The organism is Pseudonocardia sp. EC080619-01 (assembly GCF_001420995.1).
Taxonomy (GTDB): domain Bacteria; phylum Actinomycetota; class Actinomycetes; order Mycobacteriales; family Pseudonocardiaceae; genus Pseudonocardia.
This window is the reverse complement of sequence record NZ_CP012184.1, coordinates 5,006,216-5,022,298: the sequence shown is the minus strand read 5'-3', so window position 1 is coordinate 5,022,298 and position 16,083 is coordinate 5,006,216. Positions and strand designations below refer to the sequence as shown.

The following is a 16,083-nucleotide window of genomic DNA, read 5'->3' as shown; positions in this document are numbered from 1 at the left end:
TCAACATTGCGGCCGGCGGCCCGGAATCAGCAGCGTGGCCGGCGGCCCGGAATCAGCGGCGTGGCCGGCGGCCCGGGTCAGCGGCGGTCGTGCTCCAGCGCGTCCTCGGCGATGATCGACTCGTCGGGCAGGCCGGGCACCTCGCGGACGGCCTCCTCGGCGTCGGCCCGCTCGGAGGACGCACCCTCCTGGACGGCCTCGGCGTCGGCCGCCTCCAGCTCGCGGTGGATGGTGGACAGCAGGGCCGCCCCGGCCAGCACGACGACGGCGGCGATCAGGAAGGGCACCGACGCGCCGACCGCACCGGCCATCAGACCGGCCGCGAGCGGGGCGAGCCCGCCCCCGATGAACCGGACGAAGCCGTAGGTCGCCGACGCGGTCGGCCGCGGCACCGGCGAGATCGACATGACGGCCGTCGTGACCAGCGTGTTGTTCAGGCCGACGACGATCCCGGAGAGGATCACCGCGACGATCACGACCGCGGGGACCGTGTCGAACAGTCCGATCGCGGCGAGCAGCACCGCGATCCCGACCAGGGCGCCGTAGAGGGTGCGGGCGGTGCCGAACCGCTCCTTCAGCCACGGGGCGCCGAAGACCGCGAAGAGCGCGACGAGCAGACCCCAGCCGAAGAAGACCCAGCCCAGCGTGATCGGGTCGAGGTCGCCCATCAGGAACGGGGCGTAGCCGAGCATCGTGAAGAAGCCCCAGTTGTAGAGCAGGCCGACGCCCGAGGTCGTCGCCAGCGCGCGGTGGCGCAGCGCGGTCAGCGGCTCGGACAGGCGCGCCTTCCGCTGCGGGACCGGTGTCGGCTCCAGGAGGACGACCGTCGCCACGAGTGCGACCAGCATCAGCGCCGAGACGCCGAAGAACGGCCCGCGCCACGACCAGTTCCCGAGCAGCCCACCGACCAGCGGGCCGGTCGCGATGCCCAGGCCGAGCGCGGTCTCGTAGAGCACGATCGCCCCGGCGAACCCGCCGGACGCCGAGCCGACGATCACGGCCAGCGAGGTCGCGATGAACAGCGCGTTCCCCAGCCCCCAGCCGGCACGGAACCCGACGATCCCCCAGATCCCGGACGACGCACCGGCCAGCGCGGCGAACGCCACGATCAGCACCAGCCCGGCGATCAGCGTCTTCTTCGCGCCGATCCGCGACGACACCCAGCCGGTCGCCAGCATCGCGATCGCGGTGACCACGAGGTAGCTGGTGAACAGCAGCTCGACCTCGGCGTGGCTCGCGCCGAGCTGGCCGGACAGCGACGGCAGGATCGGGTCGACCAGGCCGATCCCCATGAACGAGATGACGCACGCGAACGCCACCGCCCACACGGCCTTCGGCTGGCGGAACGGGCTCGGTGCGTGTGCGGCACCGGATGATCGGGACATGTCGTCCACCTCACTGCCTTTCCCCGGGAACGGACCCCGGCGAGATCGCGGACGTTTCGGACCGCAGTCGATTGCACCACGCAACACACCTCGTGAGCAATGCGAACGACCGTGACGGTGACCATGCGGCGCTACGGTCGGGCGGACCGCGACGGCCGCCGTCCTGCTCGGCACCGTCGGCGTCGTGGTGGGCCTGGCGAACGCGCTGTTCGTGGCCTACCTGTTCGGCTGACCGATCCGCAGGACCGGCTTCCCCGGGGCCCGCTCCGGTGACTCGAGGTACTCGTGCGCCGCGGCGACGTCGTCGATCCCGAAGACGCGGTCCACGAGCGGGGCGAGCGTCCCCGCCGCGAGACCGGCGCGGACGAACGCCGTCGCCCGGGCCAGCACGGCGGCGTCGCCGGTGACCTCGCGGACGTGGAAACGGCGCAGCCAAACGGGCGCGTACCCGGCGGCGGGCAACGGCGTCGGTTCACCCGACAGTCCACCGTGGACGATCACCGCGCCGCCCGGCGCGCACGCGCGGACCAGGCGTCCCACCCCGGGGCCGCCCTCGGCGTCGAGCACCAGGTCGGCGCCGTCGCCGCCGATCGCCGGACGCAGGTCGTCGTCGCCGGTCACGACCTCGGCCGCACCGGCGGCGCGCAGTGCCGCGGCGTGCCGGTCGTCGGGCACGGTCGCGACGGCGTGCACACCGAGGTGCCGCGCGACCTGCAGGGCCGCGGCGCCGATGCTGTTCGCGGCCGCCGTGACCACCAGCCGGTCACCCTCCCGCAGCCGGACCGCGTGCCGGGTCATGCCCCACACCGTCAGCAGCGGCATCCAGAGCGCTGCGGCACCCTCGTCGTCGAGGCCGGGAGGCCGGGACAGCAGCGCACGGGCCGGGACGACGGCCTCCTCGGCGTAGACCGGATGGTCGTTCTGCGACGACGCCGGCAGCACGCACACCTCGTCGCCGGGCGACCAGCCGTCGACGCCCGGTCCGGTCGTGAGGACGGTGCCCGAGCACTCACTGCCCAGACCCGCGGGCAGCACCGGACGGTCGAGGTAGGTCCCGCGCCGGAAGGCGACCTCCGAGCGGTTCAGCCCGACGGCGTGCACCCGGATCCGGACCTCGCCGGGTCCGGGCTCGCGCACGACGACGTCCTCGACGCGCAGCACCTCCGGACCGCCCGTCGCGTGGAACCGCACCGCCCGCACCGTGCCCGTCACACCGGCCAGGCTAGGTGCGAGGTCACCGGTGCGGGCCGTCCGGGCCGCGAGGAGCACGGAGGGGGTCCGGTGACGACGATCCGGCCGGACGGGACGAGGCTGGAGCGGATCACGGCGTTCAGCGACGGCGTGTTCGCCATCGCCATCACGCTGCTGGTCCTCCCGCTGACCGACACCGTGCTGAGCGACGACCGGATCGGTCCCCAGCTGCTCGACCTCCTCCCCCGGATGCTCACCTTCGCGCTCAGCTTCGTGGTGATCGGCCGCTACTGGATGTTCCACCACCAGCTCTTCGACCGGTTCGTCCGCGCGGACCGGCGGCTGATGTCGCTCAACCTCGCCTACCTGTTCGGGATCGCGTTCCTGCCGTTCCCGACCTCCGCCCTCGGCGAGCACGGCGCCAGGACGGCCGCCGTCGTCCTCTACGCGGCGAACCTGATCGTGATCGGGCTGGCGTCGGCGGCGATCTGGTGGCACGCGTCGTCGGGCGGCCGGCTGACCGGCCCGGAGGTGACGCCGGCGGCGGCGCGCGCGACCCTGATCCACGGCCTGGCCCCCGTGGTCGCGCTCGTCCCGTCGATCCCGATCGCGTTCGTCGCACCGGCGGCGGCGATGTTCTCGTGGCTGCTGATCCTGCCGGTCTCGGTCCTCGCGGACCGGCTGTTCCCGGACCCGGCCAGCTGACCGGCGTCAGACCTCGTTGCTGATCTCGATCAGGTTGCCGTCCGGGTCGCGCAGGTAGACGCTGCGCAGCGGGCCGCGGGCGCCGGTGCGCTCCACCGGCCCCTCCTCCACCGCGACGCCGTGCGCGGCCAGCTCCTCCTGCACCCGGTCGAGCGGGTCGAGGGTGATCAGGCAGAGGTCGGCGCTGCCGGGTGTCGGCGCCGCGGCCTTCGGCTCGAACTCGCGGCCCGCCTCGTGCAGGTTGATCTTGCTGGGACCGAACTCCAGCGCCCGCCTGCCGCCGCCGAACTCGACGGCCGTCATGCCGAGTACGTCGCGGTAGAAGGCGACGGTCCGGCCGGGATCGGCGACGGTCAGCACCAGGTGGTCGAGATGGTCGATGCGCATGACGACGATCGTGACAGGAGGGCGGGCGGCGACGTCCTCCTGTGGGTGACGCCGACACCGCGGACGGTGATCGGCAGGTGGCACAGCGTCCCCGGCCCGGACCCACACGGTGGAACACGCCGGGCCGGGTTGCCCGAACACATGTTCTGACTCCACCCTTGTACCTGCCGCAGTCGGGCGAGGAGAGGACGAGGGAGCACGTGGACGAGGACCTGGTGACCGGGAACAGCGACGCCGTCGACGGGGCGGCGGCACCGGCCGGTGGCACCCCCGGGACGTCGCCCGCGGACGGGGCCGCCGAGCCCGCCGACGGCGAGGCGCCGAAGCGCAGGCGGGGCCGGCCGAAGGGCTCGACCGCGAAGACCACCCGCGTCATCACGATGACCCTGACCGTCAGCGGCTCCGCCGACGGCGAGTGGCAGGCCGAGCTGAAGCAGGGCAGCTCCTGGGTGGCCCGCGGGCTGCCGGTGAGCGCGACCGCGGTCTCGCAGGCCGCGGCGGCCCTGCACCCGGACCTGGCCGGCCCGGTCGACGAGGTCATCGAGACCGCCCGGTCGGCCAAGGCGGCGCGCGTCGCCGAGCTGGAGGCCGAGCTGGAGCAGGCGAAGAAGGCGCTGGCCGAGCTGGAGGAGTAGCGGCCGGGGCTGCCCGTCGGCCGTCTCCGCGGCTACGGTCCGGCGTGGGCACACCACACCCGCGGACCGCACGACGAGCAGAACGGCGGCGACGATGCTGGATCCCCTCGCGACCTTCCTCCTGCGCCTCCGGGAGACCGGTGGCAGCGCGGATCCCGTCACGACCCTGTTCGGCCGCGGCGGCGACGCCACCGACCAGCAGCGGGGCATGGCCGCACAGCTCGAGCAGCGCGCGCTCGATCTCGGGCTGGTCGAGGAGAGCGGCGACGGGGACACCGCCCGGACCCGGATCGGGCTCACCGCGGCCGGGGAGCAGTACCTCGCCGAACGGGACCTCTGACCCCGGCGGCTCAGCCGAGGAGTGGGCCGAGGCTCGCCGCGTGCTCCCGCAGCAACGTGACCAGCCCGGGGTCCGGGTCGGCGACCCGGTCGGCGGGACCGGACAGGGCCAGCCCGGCGACGAGCCGGCCGTCCGCGGGTGACCGGACGGCCACGGCCAGGCACCCACGGTCCGGACGCAGCTCCCCGGTCTGGGAGGCGAGTCCGTCGCGGCGGACGCCCGGCAGGAGCGCCGCCAGCTCGTCGGGGTCGGTGACGGTCGCACCGGTCACCGGCCGCAGGTCCCGGACCAGGGCCCGCCAGTCCGGCTGCTCGGCCAGCAGCAGCCGCCCGAGCGCCGACGCCTGCGGCAGCCGGGCGAGCAGGTCCGGGTCGCTGGGCGGGTGGTCGGGGTCCGGGTCGGCGAGGTGCAGCCGACCCGCGTCGAACAGGGCCAGGTGCACGCCCCACCGGACCATCCCGCGCAGGTGCTCGACGACCGCCCGGGCCGCCGTCGGCGGGCGCGGCACCGGGACCGGCGACAGCCGCGCGGCGCGCCTGCCGAGCGCGAAGCCGCGCAGGTCCGGCAGCCGGACCAGGTACTCCTCCCCCACCAGCAGGTTCAGCACGCGGTACGTCGTCGCCGGGGGAAGGCGCAGCGCGGCCGAGATCTCCTTGGCCGTCACCCCCGGCCCCGCGGCGACGACCTCCTCCAGCACGGCCAGCGCCGTCCGGACCGCGCGCGGCTGGCGGCCGCTGATCGGAGCGGGGCCCGTACCCGTCGCACTCACCCGGACCGGCCCCACACGTCGGAGGCGACGGTCTCGTCGTAGACGCCGAGATCGCGCAGGCCGCCGCGGCGGCGCAGCACCACGAACCAGACCGCGGCGCCGAGCAGCGCGACCGCGAGCACGACGCCACCGGCCGGCGCGGTGACGACGAAGCCGGCGAGCGCGGCGAGCAGTGCCGGTACGGCCACCACCGCCGTCAGCACCGCGGCCGGGGTGAGCTCGCCGATCCGGCGCAGGAACAGCGGGGCGGCCAGGCAGACCAGCGCGTAGGTGAGGAGGAACCCGATCGTCGCCGACGACAGCAGGGCGACCAGCACCGTGCCGAGCGGCACGCCGAGCGTTACCGGGACGGCCACGGCCGCCGTCGCGGCGGGGACGCCGAGGAGGACGGCGACGTGCGGCGTCCGGAACCGCGGGTGGGTGCGGCCGAGCACGCGCGGGACGGCGCCGTCGCGGGCGAGCGAGAACAGCACCCGGGACAGCGCCGTCGCCGTCGCCACCCCGCAGGCCAGGAACGACAGCACCAGCGCCGCGTCGAGCACCGGCGGGATCCAGGACCAGCCGCGGGCCGTGGCGAGCACCTGCACCGGCTGCGCCTGCCCGGCGAGGCCGCCCGGGACCTCGGCGAACCCGGCCACCTGCACGGCCGCGGCGAACACGTAGAGCACGCCGGTCACCGCGGCCGTCACGAGCACGGCCCGCGGGACGGAGCGGAACGGCCGGTGGGCCTCGGCGCCCAGCGACGTCGCCACCTCGAACCCGATGAAGGCGGCGAGCGCCGGGAGCACCCCGGCGACGAGGCCGCCGGCTCCCGGTCCGGCGGGCTCGACCGGATCAGGGCCGGGCCCGGGCAGTGGGCCGCCGGCGAGCAGCACCGCGAACACTCCGACCAGCACGGCGACGGCGACGGCCTCCACCAGCAGCACCACCCGCGCCGCCGGCCGCACCCCGCGCACGACGAGTGCGGCGATCAGGGCCCCGGCCACCACCGCGGCCGCGACGGGGACCCACCGGTCGCCGGGCAGCAGCGGTCCGAGCAGCGACTGCAGGTAGAGCACGGCCCCGGCGACGGCGGCGCCGCAGAGCAGCAGGTACCCGGCCACCCCGGCGATCCCGCCGGCGAACGCGGCGCCGGACCCGAGCCCCTGCGCCGTCAGTGTGTAGAGCCCGCCCGGCGCGGCCATCCGGGTGGTGAACCGGCCGATGCTCGTCGCGACCAGCAACGCGAGCACGGTCGCGACGACGAACGACCACACCGTCGCCGGACCGGCCATCCCCGCGACGATCACCGGGGTCGCCGCCATCGCCGCGGACGGGGCCGAACCGGCGATGGACTGGGCGAGCACGTCGGCCGGGCCGAGCCGGCGTCGTTCCAGCCCGTGCACCGGCGAACGGTCGCGCAGCACGCCCACACCCACCTCCGTCCGCGGTCACCGGTGATCGTCGGACCGGGACACTATCGCCCGATCACGACGTCGTGACCAGCGTCGACGGGTCGAACGAGAATTTCCGGCGCGCGCTTCCCACCCGGCGGGAACGGGTCGTACCGTGATTCGCACCACTCGGGAGCGGTCGTTGTGACCGGCGGGGGCCGGGCGAGACGGTGCCCGGCATCCGTCCGCCACATCTCGTCCCGGAGGCGCCGATGAGCGCACCAGCATCCGACCCGCAGGTCCCTGCCGCGACCGGTTCGGCGCGGCCGCCCGGCCACCGGCTCCGGGGCTCGCTCGGTGCCGGGTCGATCGTGTTCATGGTGGTCGCCGCCGCGGCACCGCTCACGGTCGTCGCCGGGACCGTCCCGCTCGGCCTGTCGGCAGGGAACGGGGCCGCGTTCCCTGCCACCTTCGTGCTCTGCGCCGTCGTCCTGCTGCTGTTCGCGGTGGGGTTCTGCGCGATGAGCCGGCACGTCCCGGAGGCCGGGGCGTTCTACTCCTACGTCGCCCGCGGGCTGGGCGCGGCGCCCGGGCTCGGCTCGGCGTTCCTCGCACTCGTGACCTACACGGCGGTGCAGGCTGCGGTGTACGGCTACCTCGGCGCGACCCTCGACGCCGTCGTCCAGCACTACGGCGGGCCCGCCCTGCCCTGGTACCTCTACGCGGCCGGGGCACTGGTCGTCGCCGGTGTGCTCGGATTCCGGCGCATCGAGCTGTCCGGCCGGGTGCTGGGCGTCCTGCTGGTCGCGGAGGTCGCGATCGTGCTCGTGTTCGACGCCGTCGTCGCCGTGACCGGCGGGCTCGGCACCGGCCGGTCGACGGCGCTCCTGGTGCCGTCGGAGATCCTCTCCGGCTCGCTCGGCATCGCGATCATGTTCGCGATCGCGTCCTTCATCGGGTTCGAGGCGACCGCGGTGTTCCGCGACGAGGCCCGCGACCCCGAGCGCACCGTCCCGCGTGCCACCTACCTCGCGCTGGTGCTGATCGGCGCGTTCTACACGCTCTCGGCGTGGGCCGTGGTGTCCGCCTGGGGTGACGCCGACGCCGTCGCGCGGGCCGGCGAGGACCCCGGGAACATGATCGTCTCGACGATCACCGCGGTGCTCGGCCCCGTCGGCGGGGACGTGGCCCAGGTCCTGCTGGTGACCAGCCTGTTCGCCGCGCTCCTGTCGTTCCACAACGTCCTGGCCCGCTACCTGTTCGCGCTCGGGAACGCCGGGACGATGCCCGCGGTGTTCGGCCGCAGCCACGCCCGGCACGCGTCGCCGCACGCGGCGTCGCTGGCCCAGTCCGGGACGGCGCTCCTGCTGATCGTCGTCTTCGCCGTGACCGGGATGGACCCGGTGACGCAGGTGTTCGCCTGGATGGCCGGCACCGCGACCCTCGGCGTGCTGACGCTGATGGCGCTGACCTGCCTCGCCGTCCTCGTGTTCTTCGCCCGGACCCGGGCCGACCGCCGGCTCTGGAACACCCGGCTCGCGCCGGCACTCGGCCTCGCCGGACTGCTGACCTGCCTCGCGCTGACCGTCGCGAACTTCCCGACGCTGATCGGGGGCTCGCCCGCGCTGGCGACCGCGATCGGCGCCGTCCTGGTGGTGGCGTTCGCCGGGGGTGCCGCGTGGTCCCGGCGCGTGCCGCCACCCGTCCCGGCTCACATCTCGCCCCAGCACACCGTCGACACCACGGAGGACCGATGACCGCCGTCGAGGAGCCCCGGACGCGCTCCGGGCACCCGCTGACCATGACCACCGAGGCCGAGGTCGCCGCCGTCCGGGAGGTGCTCGCAGCGGCCGGGATGCTCGGCGAGCACGTCCGGTACGCGTTCTTCGCGCCCGAGGAGCCGCCGAAGGCCGACGTCCTCGCGTTCGACGACGGCGTCCCCGACCGCCGCTTCCGGGTGGTGCTGCTGGACCTGGCGTCCGGCCGGTCCTGGGACACCGTCGTCTCGGCGACCGCGGGCGAGCTCGTGTCGAGCCGGGAGCTGGAGCCCGCGTCCGACGGCCAGCCACCGATCATCGACTCCGAGTTCGAGTTCATCGAGGACGTCCTGAACGCCTCACCGGACTGGCTGGCCGCGCTCGCGGAGCGGGGCATCGAGCCGGCGTCGGTCCGGGCCGTGCCGCTGTCGGCGGGCGTCTACGACTACGCCGAGGAGACCGGGCGCCGGATGGCCCGCGCCTTCGGGTTCCGCCAGGACTCCGAGTCCGACCACCCGTGGGCGCACCCGATCGACGGGCTCGTCGCCTACATCGACCTGACGAACCGCTCGGTCGACCGGGTGATCGACACCGGTGTCGTGCCGGTGCCGGAGACCAGCGGGAACTTCGACGACCCGGCCGTGCAGGGCCCGCCGCTGGAGGGCCTGAAGCCGATCGAGATCACCCAGCCCGAGGGCCGGTCGTTCACCGTCGACGACGGCCGCGTCCGCTGGGGGAAGTGGGACCTGCGGATCGGGTTCAACGAGCGCGAGGGCCTGACCCTGCACCAGATCTCGTTCGACGACCGCCCAGTCTGCTACCGGGCGTCGGTCGCGGAGATGGTGGTGCCGTACGCCGACCCGGCGCCGGTCCGGTTCTGGCAGAACTACTTCGACTGCGGCGAGTACATGTTCGCCCGTTACGCCGACTCGCTGCAGCTGGGCTGCGACTGCCTCGGCGACATCCACTACGTCGATGCCACCATCGCCGACGACCTCGGCAACCCGAAGACGATCGGCAACGCGATCTGCATGCACGAGGAGGACCACGGCGTCCTCTGGAAGCACACCGACATCTTCACCGGGTCCCGCGAGGTGCGCCGCCAGCGCCGGCTGGTGATCTCGTTCTTCACCCCGATCGGGAACTACGACTACGGCTTCTACTGGTACCTCTACCTCGACGGCACCATCGAGCTGGAGGCCAAGGCCACCGGCATCGTGTTCACCTCGGGAACCCCCGGGGAGCACGCCACCGAGATCGCACCCGGCCTCGGCGCACCGTTCCACCAGCACCTGTTCTCCGCACGCCTGGACATGACGGTCGACGGCCTCGCCAACGCCGTCGAGGAGGTCGAGGCGGTCCGGGTGCCGATGGGCGACGGGAACCGCTACGGCAACGCGTTCGCCCGCTCCGCGACCCGGCTCGGCTCCGAGTCCGGCGCGCAGCGGGACGCCTCGCCCGGCACCGCACGGGTGTGGCACGTCGTCAACACCGAGAAGACGAACGCGCTCGGGCAGCCGGTCGGGTACGTCCTGCACCCGCACGGCCAGCCGACGCTGCTGGCCGACCCGGCGTCGTCGATCGCGGCCCGGGCGGCGTTCGCGACGAAGGCGCTGTGGGTGACGCGCTACGACCCGGCCGAGCGGTACCCGGCCGGTGACTTCGTCAACCAGAACCCGGGCGGGGCCGGGCTGCCCGCCTGGACCGCTGCGGACCGGGACGTCGACGGGCAGGACGTCGTGCTGTGGCACACCTTCGGCCTGACCCACTTCCCGCGCACCGAGGACTGGCCGGTCATGCCCGTGGACTACACCGGCTTCACCCTGAAGCCCGCCGGCTTCTTCGACCGCAACCCGGCCCTGGACGTCCCGCCGTCGGAAGGAAAGCACTGCCACTGACCAGCCGCCGCACCACCGCACCACGCGCCGCACCGCCGCACCGCGCGCGGCACCCCGCGGCACGCTCCCGCACAGGGAGTGCTGCTCCCGCACGGGACCAGTCCTGTGCGGGAGCAGACCGGCCTGTGCGGGGGCACGCCGGCCAGTGCGGGGGCACGCCGGCCAGTGCGGGGCACGCCGGCTGTGCGGGGGCGCGCCCGTCCGATGCGGGAGACCGGCATCCGGAGCGCCAGTGATCGGGATCAGCGGCTTCCGGAACCTTCCCGGCTCCCGGCCCGAGGGCGATGCGCTGCAGTCACCGGACCGCGCTCGTCCTCCCCCACCCAGCCGCACAGGTTCCGAGACAGCCGCACACATCCCGGCGGAACCGCGTAGGTCTCGTTCGAGCCGCACAAGCCCGATCTCGTGCGGGAACCCCACAACCTGTGCGGCGCTGAGCCGAGCGGATCGCGCCGAGCAGATCGCCTCCGTTCCGCACGGGTCCGTCGCTCCGTGCCGGAGCAGGAACCGCTGCAGTCCCGCAGGTTGTGGAGCGCCCGCACAGGTTGTAATGCTCTCGCAGAGGACTGGGATCGTGCGACAGCCGTACAGCATGTGCGGCACCGAATCGGGTAACCGAGCCGCGGCACGGCCGGATCCGCACGGGTGTATCCGTCACTGGGCGCGGCCCCCGTGGGCGCGGCGCTCGCACAGGTGGTGGGGCCGCCGCGCAGGACCGAGATCGAGCGGCAGCCGGAGATCCCGTGCGGCGACGGGCGAAGCAGGTCCCGCCGGTGAGCGGACGCGATGCGATCGCGAACGGGATCGGCGGGCTCGGCCCGGTCGACGGGCCGGCAGTGTTGCCTGCGCGGCATGGACGGTTCCCTGCCCGCACGCGGTGTACGGCTCCGAAGCGATCTGCGCGCCGCCGGTTTCGACGAGGACGAGATCGGCCGGGCCCTCGCGCGCGGCGAGCTCGTCGCGATCCGGCGCGGCGCGTACCTCGAGGCCGCCGATCCTGCGCTGAATCAGCTCCGTGCCCGGCACCGCGCGGCGGTCCGTGCCGCGCTCCGCCAGCTGGCACCGGGAGCCGTCGCCAGCCACGTATCGGCGGCGGTCGTGCGCGGCCTGGACACCTGGGGGCTTCCGCTCGACCGCGTGCACGTCACCCGTGACCGCTCGCACGGTGGCCGCCGGACCCGGGACCTCCACGTCCACCCGTCCCCGCTGGCGTCCGACGACCGGACGACGGTCGGCGGTATCGCCGTGACCACCCCGGCGCGGACGGTCGTCGACATCGCACGGACGGCCGGGTTCGAGCGCGGACTCGTCGTCGCCGACCGTGCACTCGCCCGCCGGTCGCAGGGCCGGCCCCCGGTGATGACGCCCGACGAGCTGGCCACCACGGTCACCGCGGCGGCCGGACGGTCCGGCATCGGCACGGTCCGCCGGGTGGCGGCGGCCGCGGACGGGCGTTCGGGGAGCGTCGGCGAGACCCGCAGCCGGATCGCCCTGGCCCGGGCCGGGTTCCCCGCGCCGGTGCTGCAGTGGGAGGTGCACTGCGGCGGACACCGACACGTCACCGACTTCGGGTGGCCGGAGCAGCGGGTCGTCGCCGAGTTCGACGGCCGGGTCAAGTACGGCCGCGAGCTGCGTCCCGACCAGGACCCGGCCGAGGTGCTCTGGGAGGAGAAGCTGCGCGAGGACAGGTTGCGGGCGGAGGGACTCGCGGTCGTCCGCTGGACCTGGGCCGACCTGGCCGACTTCGCCGAGGCGGCAGCCCGCCTCCGCCGAGCCCTGGCCAGGTGACCCCGGGTCGGGCGCCGCGCCGGACCACACCCGGTCCGGCAACCGCACAGATGCTCCGCAGACCGCACAGGCTGTGCTGCCCCCGCACGAGGCAGAACCTGTGCGGTTCCGCCACGACCTGTGCGGTTCCGCCACGACCTTTGCGGTTCCGCGGTGGGCCGTGCGGGCCCGGCGCGGGGGCGCGGCGCGAGCTGTGCGGGGCCGGCGCGAGCTGTGCGGGCCGACGCGAGCTGTGCGGCGCGAGCTGTGCGGGTCCGGCGCGAGCTGTGCGGCGCGAGCTGTGCGGCGCGAGCTGTGCGGCGCGAGCTGTGCGGCGCGAGCTGTGCGGGTCCTACACGAGCCGTGCGGGGCCGGCACGAGCTGTGCGGGTCCGCCGCGGGTGGCGCTTCTGTCGGTCGGGCGCGAGAGCGGCAACGGGCGGGCGGGGCGGCATGTGGGTCCGGCGCCGGCGCGCGCCGGGGCTAGGGTTGCGCACGACCGTCCGTGCACTCCCCGTGGAGGACCCCCGTGGCACTCGCTGCCGGTGACCAGATCCCCGACGTCACCCTCATGACCCCGACCGCCGACGGCCCGACGAAGGTCCAGAGCGCGACCGCGCTGGGCTCGGGCACGGTCGTCCTGTTCGGCGTGCCCGGGGCGTTCACCCCGGCGTGCTCCGACACCCACCTGCCCGGCTACGTGCTGCGTGCCGACGAGCTGAAGGCCAAGGGCGTCGACACCGTCGCCTGCACCTCCGCCAACGACGCGTTCGTGCTCGCCGCCTGGGCCGAGGCCCGCAACGTGGGCGACGCCGTCCTCATGCTGGCCGACGGCAACGCCGACTTCGCGAAGGCCGCCGGTCTCGACATGGACGGCTCCGCCTTCGGTCTCGGCACCCGCTCGAAGCGGTACGCCGCGATCGTCAAGGACGGCGTCGTCCAGTGGATCGGCGTCGAGGACGTCCCCTCCAGCGTCGAGGTGTCCGGCGTCGAGTCGGTGCTCGCGCAGCTCTGACCCGCCGCTGAGGCACCCCTCGCGACCCGGCGCGCGGGCCTACACTGGCCCGCGTGCCGAAGGTCCTGGGCTCGCTCGCGACGCATCGCGAGCAGGTGCGCGAGCGGGTGTTCGCCGCGCTGCGCGAGCAGCTCTACGAGCGCGGCTTCGAGCAGGTGACGCTGTCCGGCGTCGCCGCTGCCGCCGGCGTCGGCCGGTCGGCGATGTACAACCACTTCCCGGACCGCCAGGCGCTGCTGGTCGCGTTCGTCGAGCACGAGGCCGCCCGCTACGTCGAGGACCTCGACGCGGCACTGGCCGGGGTGTCGTCCCCCGCGGAGCGCCTGGCCGTGTTCGCCCGGATGCAGCTGCGCCGGCTCGCCGAGTTCCACCTCCCGCCTGGTCAGGCGCTCGCCGGAGCGCTGGACCCGCAGGCCTACCGGCGGATCGCCGCGCACGCCGACCCGATCGGCGACCGGCTGACCGCGATCCTCCGGGACGGTGCGGCCGACGGCTCGATGGTCGACGACGACCCGGCGGTGCTCGCCGCGCTCGTCGCCGCGGCACTGTCCAGCCGGAAGATCGTCGACGTCGCACCCCCGCAACTGGAGGCCACCGTGGACACCGCGGTCGCCGCCGTCCTGCGGATGGTCTCGACGACGACCCACGACTGAGGCTAGCCTTACCGCGTCGCACGGCCTACCATCGGATCTGACACGGTGTCAGATCCACGGGAGGGCCGATGGGCGCCACGACCCCGATCTCGGGGACGTTGTCCGCCGAACTCCGGCAGGCCACGTACGAGGTCCACGAGCAGGCACACCACTCCACTTACATGGCCGCACTGCTGGACGGCGGTCTGCCGCTGGACGCCTACACCCTGCTCGCCGAGCAGTACGGCGCGATCTACACCGCCCTCGAGGCGGCCTCCGACGTGATGGCCGACCACCCGGTCGCCGGGCCGTTCGTCATCGACGAGCTGCGCAGGTTGCCCGCCCTGCACGACGATCTCGACGCGCTCGGCAGCGGCGTCCCGCGGATCCTGCCCTCCACCGCGCGTTACGTGGAGCGACTGCGCACCGCGGCGACGGATCCCGAGCGGTTCGTGGCCCACCACTACATCCGCTACCTGGGCGACCTGTCCGGCGGCCAGGTGATCGGCAGGCTGCTGCAGCGCACCTACGGGCTGTCCGGCGACGGCGTCCGCTTCTACGACTTCTCCTCGCTCGGCGCGCCGCCCCGGTTCCGGACCCGGTACCGCGCGCTGCTCGACGCCGCCCCGTGGGACGCCGCGGCCCGGTCCCGGGTGGCCGCCGAGGCCGTCCTCGCGTTCCGGCTGAACATCGAGGTGCTGTCCGAGATGGCCGAGGAGGTCGGGCTGGAGCAGCCGCTCGCCTCGTGACCGTCGGTGATTCCTAGACTGGTGCGGTGACCAGCGGCATCGACCCGGACGAGCTCGCGACCGCGCTGAGGGTTCTCGCGCAGGTCGACGAGCTGGAGCCCGAGCACCCCGACGCGGTCGCCGTCCGGCGGGCCACGGCCGGGATCTGGAAGTCGGTGCGCCTGCGCCGGCGGGCGGCGAAGCGGCGTTCGGAGCGCGACGCCGACGACGCCGTCACCGCGCGGACCGCGACCGGCGCGGCGGGCCGGATCGACGACGAGACGGCCGGCATCCCGCTCGTCTCCTCCGCACCCGGCGCGACCGCCGGCGTGCTGAACCGCGCCCGCGGGTGCTACGTCTGCAAGGCGCGCTACACCCTCGTCGACGCCTTCTACCACCAGCTCTGCCCGGACTGCGCGGCCGCACACCACGCGCACCGCGACGCCCGCACCGACCTCACCGGCCGTCGTGCGCTGCTCACCGGTGGCCGGGCCAAGATCGGCATGTACATCGCGCTGCGGCTGCTGCGCGACGGCGCGCACCTCACGATCACCACCCGCTTCCCGCGCGACGCCGCCCGCCGGTTCGCCGCCCTCGACGACAGCGCCGACTGGCTGCACCGCCTCCGCGTGATCGGGGTGGACCTGCGCGACCCGACCCAGGTCGTCGCGCTCGCCGACGAGGTCGCCGCCGCCGGGCCGCTCGACATCCTGGTCAACAACGCGGCGCAGACCGTCCGGCGGTCGCGGGGGTCGTACTCGGCGCTCGAGGCGGCCGAGGCCGAGCCGCTGCCGCCCGGGGAGCTGCCCGAGATCGTGTCGTTCGCGCACGCGACCACCCGGGAGCACCCGGCGCTGCTCGCCGGTGCCGTGCCGGGCGCCGATCTCGCCGCGCTCGCGACCACGGCCCGCTCGGCGTCGCCGGAGCGGATCGCCGACGGCACCGCGGTCGACGCAGGCGGCCTGCTGCCCGACACCGCGGCCGTCAACAGCTGGGTCGACAACGTCGAGCACGTCGATCCGCTGGAGCTGCTCGAGGTGCAGCTGTGCAACCAGACGGCGCCGTTCGTGCTGGTCTCCCGCCTGCGGCCGGCGATGGCGGCGTCGCCGTTCCGCAACCGGTACGTGGTGAACGTGTCCGCGATGGAGGGTGTGTTCGGGCGCGGCTACAAGGCGCCGGGGCACCCGCACACCAACATGGCGAAGGCCGCGCTGAACATGCTCACCCGGACCAGCGCCGGGGAGATGTTCACGACCGACCGGATCCTCATGACCTCGGTGGACACCGGCTGGATCACCGACGAGCGCCCGCACCCGACGAAGCTGCGGCTGGCCGACGACGGATTCCACGCCCCGCTGGACCTCTCCGACGGCGCCGCCCGGGTCTACCACCCGATCGTCGCCGGTGAGGCCGGCGAGGACCTGCACGGGGTGTTCCTGAAGGACTACGCCGTGTCGTCCTGGTAGCGGAGCCTCCCCCGGTCCTGTCGGGGGTCGCCGATA

Annotated in this window: 15 protein-coding genes; 10 read left to right on the top strand and 5 right to left on the bottom strand. The window is 74.4% G+C overall.

Translation table 11 applies throughout. The features are described 5' to 3' along the window. Positions 1–77: 77 nt before the first annotated feature. Entirely contained in the window at positions 78–1,385 is a 1,308-nt protein-coding gene (locus AD017_RS23655) for an MFS transporter (protein WP_060575597.1), read from the bottom strand. Between the two features lie 216 nt (positions 1,386–1,601). Continuing rightward, positions 1,602–2,597: a zinc-dependent alcohol dehydrogenase family protein gene (locus AD017_RS23650; RefSeq protein ID WP_202968909.1), complete on the bottom strand. Its 996-nt coding sequence runs from the start codon at positions 2,595–2,597 to the stop codon at positions 1,602–1,604. A gap of 69 nt (positions 2,598–2,666) precedes the next feature. Here AD017_RS23650 and AD017_RS23645 point away from each other — a divergent pair, with 69 nt between their 5' ends. Beyond that, the gene (locus AD017_RS23645) at positions 2,667–3,281 is read left to right on the top strand and encodes a TMEM175 family protein (RefSeq protein ID WP_082398895.1); all 615 of its coding nucleotides are present in this window, start codon (positions 2,667–2,669) and stop codon (positions 3,279–3,281) included. A 6-nt stretch (positions 3,282–3,287) separates the two neighbouring features. Here the strand turns inward: AD017_RS23645 and AD017_RS23640 are convergent, their stop codons facing one another. Continuing rightward, positions 3,288–3,668, bottom strand: a complete 381-nt coding sequence (locus tag AD017_RS23640) for a VOC family protein (protein WP_010225017.1) — start codon at positions 3,666–3,668, stop codon at positions 3,288–3,290. 200 nt (positions 3,669–3,868) lie between these two features. Between AD017_RS23640 and AD017_RS23635 the strand changes: the two genes are divergently transcribed. Further along, complete coding sequence (locus AD017_RS23635) at positions 3,869–4,303, top strand: DUF6319 family protein (protein ID WP_060575595.1); 435 nt, start codon at positions 3,869–3,871, stop codon at positions 4,301–4,303. 94 nt (positions 4,304–4,397) lie between these two features. Next, entirely contained in the window at positions 4,398–4,643 is a 246-nt protein-coding gene (locus AD017_RS23630; protein WP_010225022.1) for a hypothetical protein, read from the top strand. 10 nt (positions 4,644–4,653) lie between these two features. On the opposite strand, the gene AD017_RS23625 is transcribed toward AD017_RS23630, so the two are convergent. Together AD017_RS23625 and AD017_RS23620 are read right to left on the bottom strand one after the other, a co-directional pair. Continuing rightward, on the bottom strand, positions 4,654–5,412 hold the full coding sequence (locus AD017_RS23625; protein ID WP_060576575.1) for an IclR family transcriptional regulator: 759 nt from the start codon (positions 5,410–5,412) through the stop codon (positions 4,654–4,656). Next, positions 5,409–6,824 (bottom strand): APC family permease, encoded by a 1,416-nt coding sequence (locus AD017_RS23620; protein ID WP_060575594.1) that lies wholly within the window; start codon positions 6,822–6,824, stop codon positions 5,409–5,411. The genes AD017_RS23625 and AD017_RS23620 overlap by 4 nt, the downstream gene beginning before the upstream one ends. Positions 6,825–7,057: 233 nt before the next feature. On the opposite strand from AD017_RS23620, the gene AD017_RS23615 reads away from it, so the two are divergent. The 7 genes from AD017_RS23615 (at position 7,058) to AD017_RS23585 (ending at position 16,047) form a co-directional block, all read left to right on the top strand. Beyond that, positions 7,058–8,542, top strand: a complete 1,485-nt coding sequence (locus tag AD017_RS23615; RefSeq protein ID WP_010225032.1) for an APC family permease — start codon at positions 7,058–7,060, stop codon at positions 8,540–8,542. Continuing rightward, positions 8,539–10,440 (top strand): primary-amine oxidase, encoded by a 1,902-nt coding sequence (locus AD017_RS23610; protein WP_060575593.1) that lies wholly within the window; start codon positions 8,539–8,541, stop codon positions 10,438–10,440. Before AD017_RS23615 ends, AD017_RS23610 begins: the two co-directional genes overlap by 4 nt. An 852-nt stretch (positions 10,441–11,292) precedes the next feature. Continuing rightward, positions 11,293–12,228 (top strand): hypothetical protein, encoded by a 936-nt coding sequence (locus tag AD017_RS23605; protein WP_082538289.1) that lies wholly within the window; start codon positions 11,293–11,295, stop codon positions 12,226–12,228. 507 nt (positions 12,229–12,735) lie between these two features. Continuing rightward, on the top strand, positions 12,736–13,221 hold the full coding sequence (locus AD017_RS23600; RefSeq protein ID WP_010225037.1) for a peroxiredoxin: 486 nt from the start codon (positions 12,736–12,738) through the stop codon (positions 13,219–13,221). A gap of 53 nt (positions 13,222–13,274) precedes the next feature. Then, on the top strand, positions 13,275–13,874 hold the full coding sequence (locus AD017_RS23595; RefSeq protein WP_060575592.1) for a TetR/AcrR family transcriptional regulator: 600 nt from the start codon (positions 13,275–13,277) through the stop codon (positions 13,872–13,874). A 68-nt stretch (positions 13,875–13,942) separates the two neighbouring features. Next, complete coding sequence (locus AD017_RS23590; RefSeq protein ID WP_060575591.1) at positions 13,943–14,602, top strand: heme oxygenase (biliverdin-producing); 660 nt, start codon at positions 13,943–13,945, stop codon at positions 14,600–14,602. Positions 14,603–14,628: 26 nt separating this feature from the next. Further along, the gene (locus AD017_RS23585; protein ID WP_060575590.1) at positions 14,629–16,047 is read left to right on the top strand and encodes an SDR family NAD(P)-dependent oxidoreductase; all 1,419 of its coding nucleotides are present in this window, start codon (positions 14,629–14,631) and stop codon (positions 16,045–16,047) included. Positions 16,048–16,083: the final 36 nt, after the last annotated feature.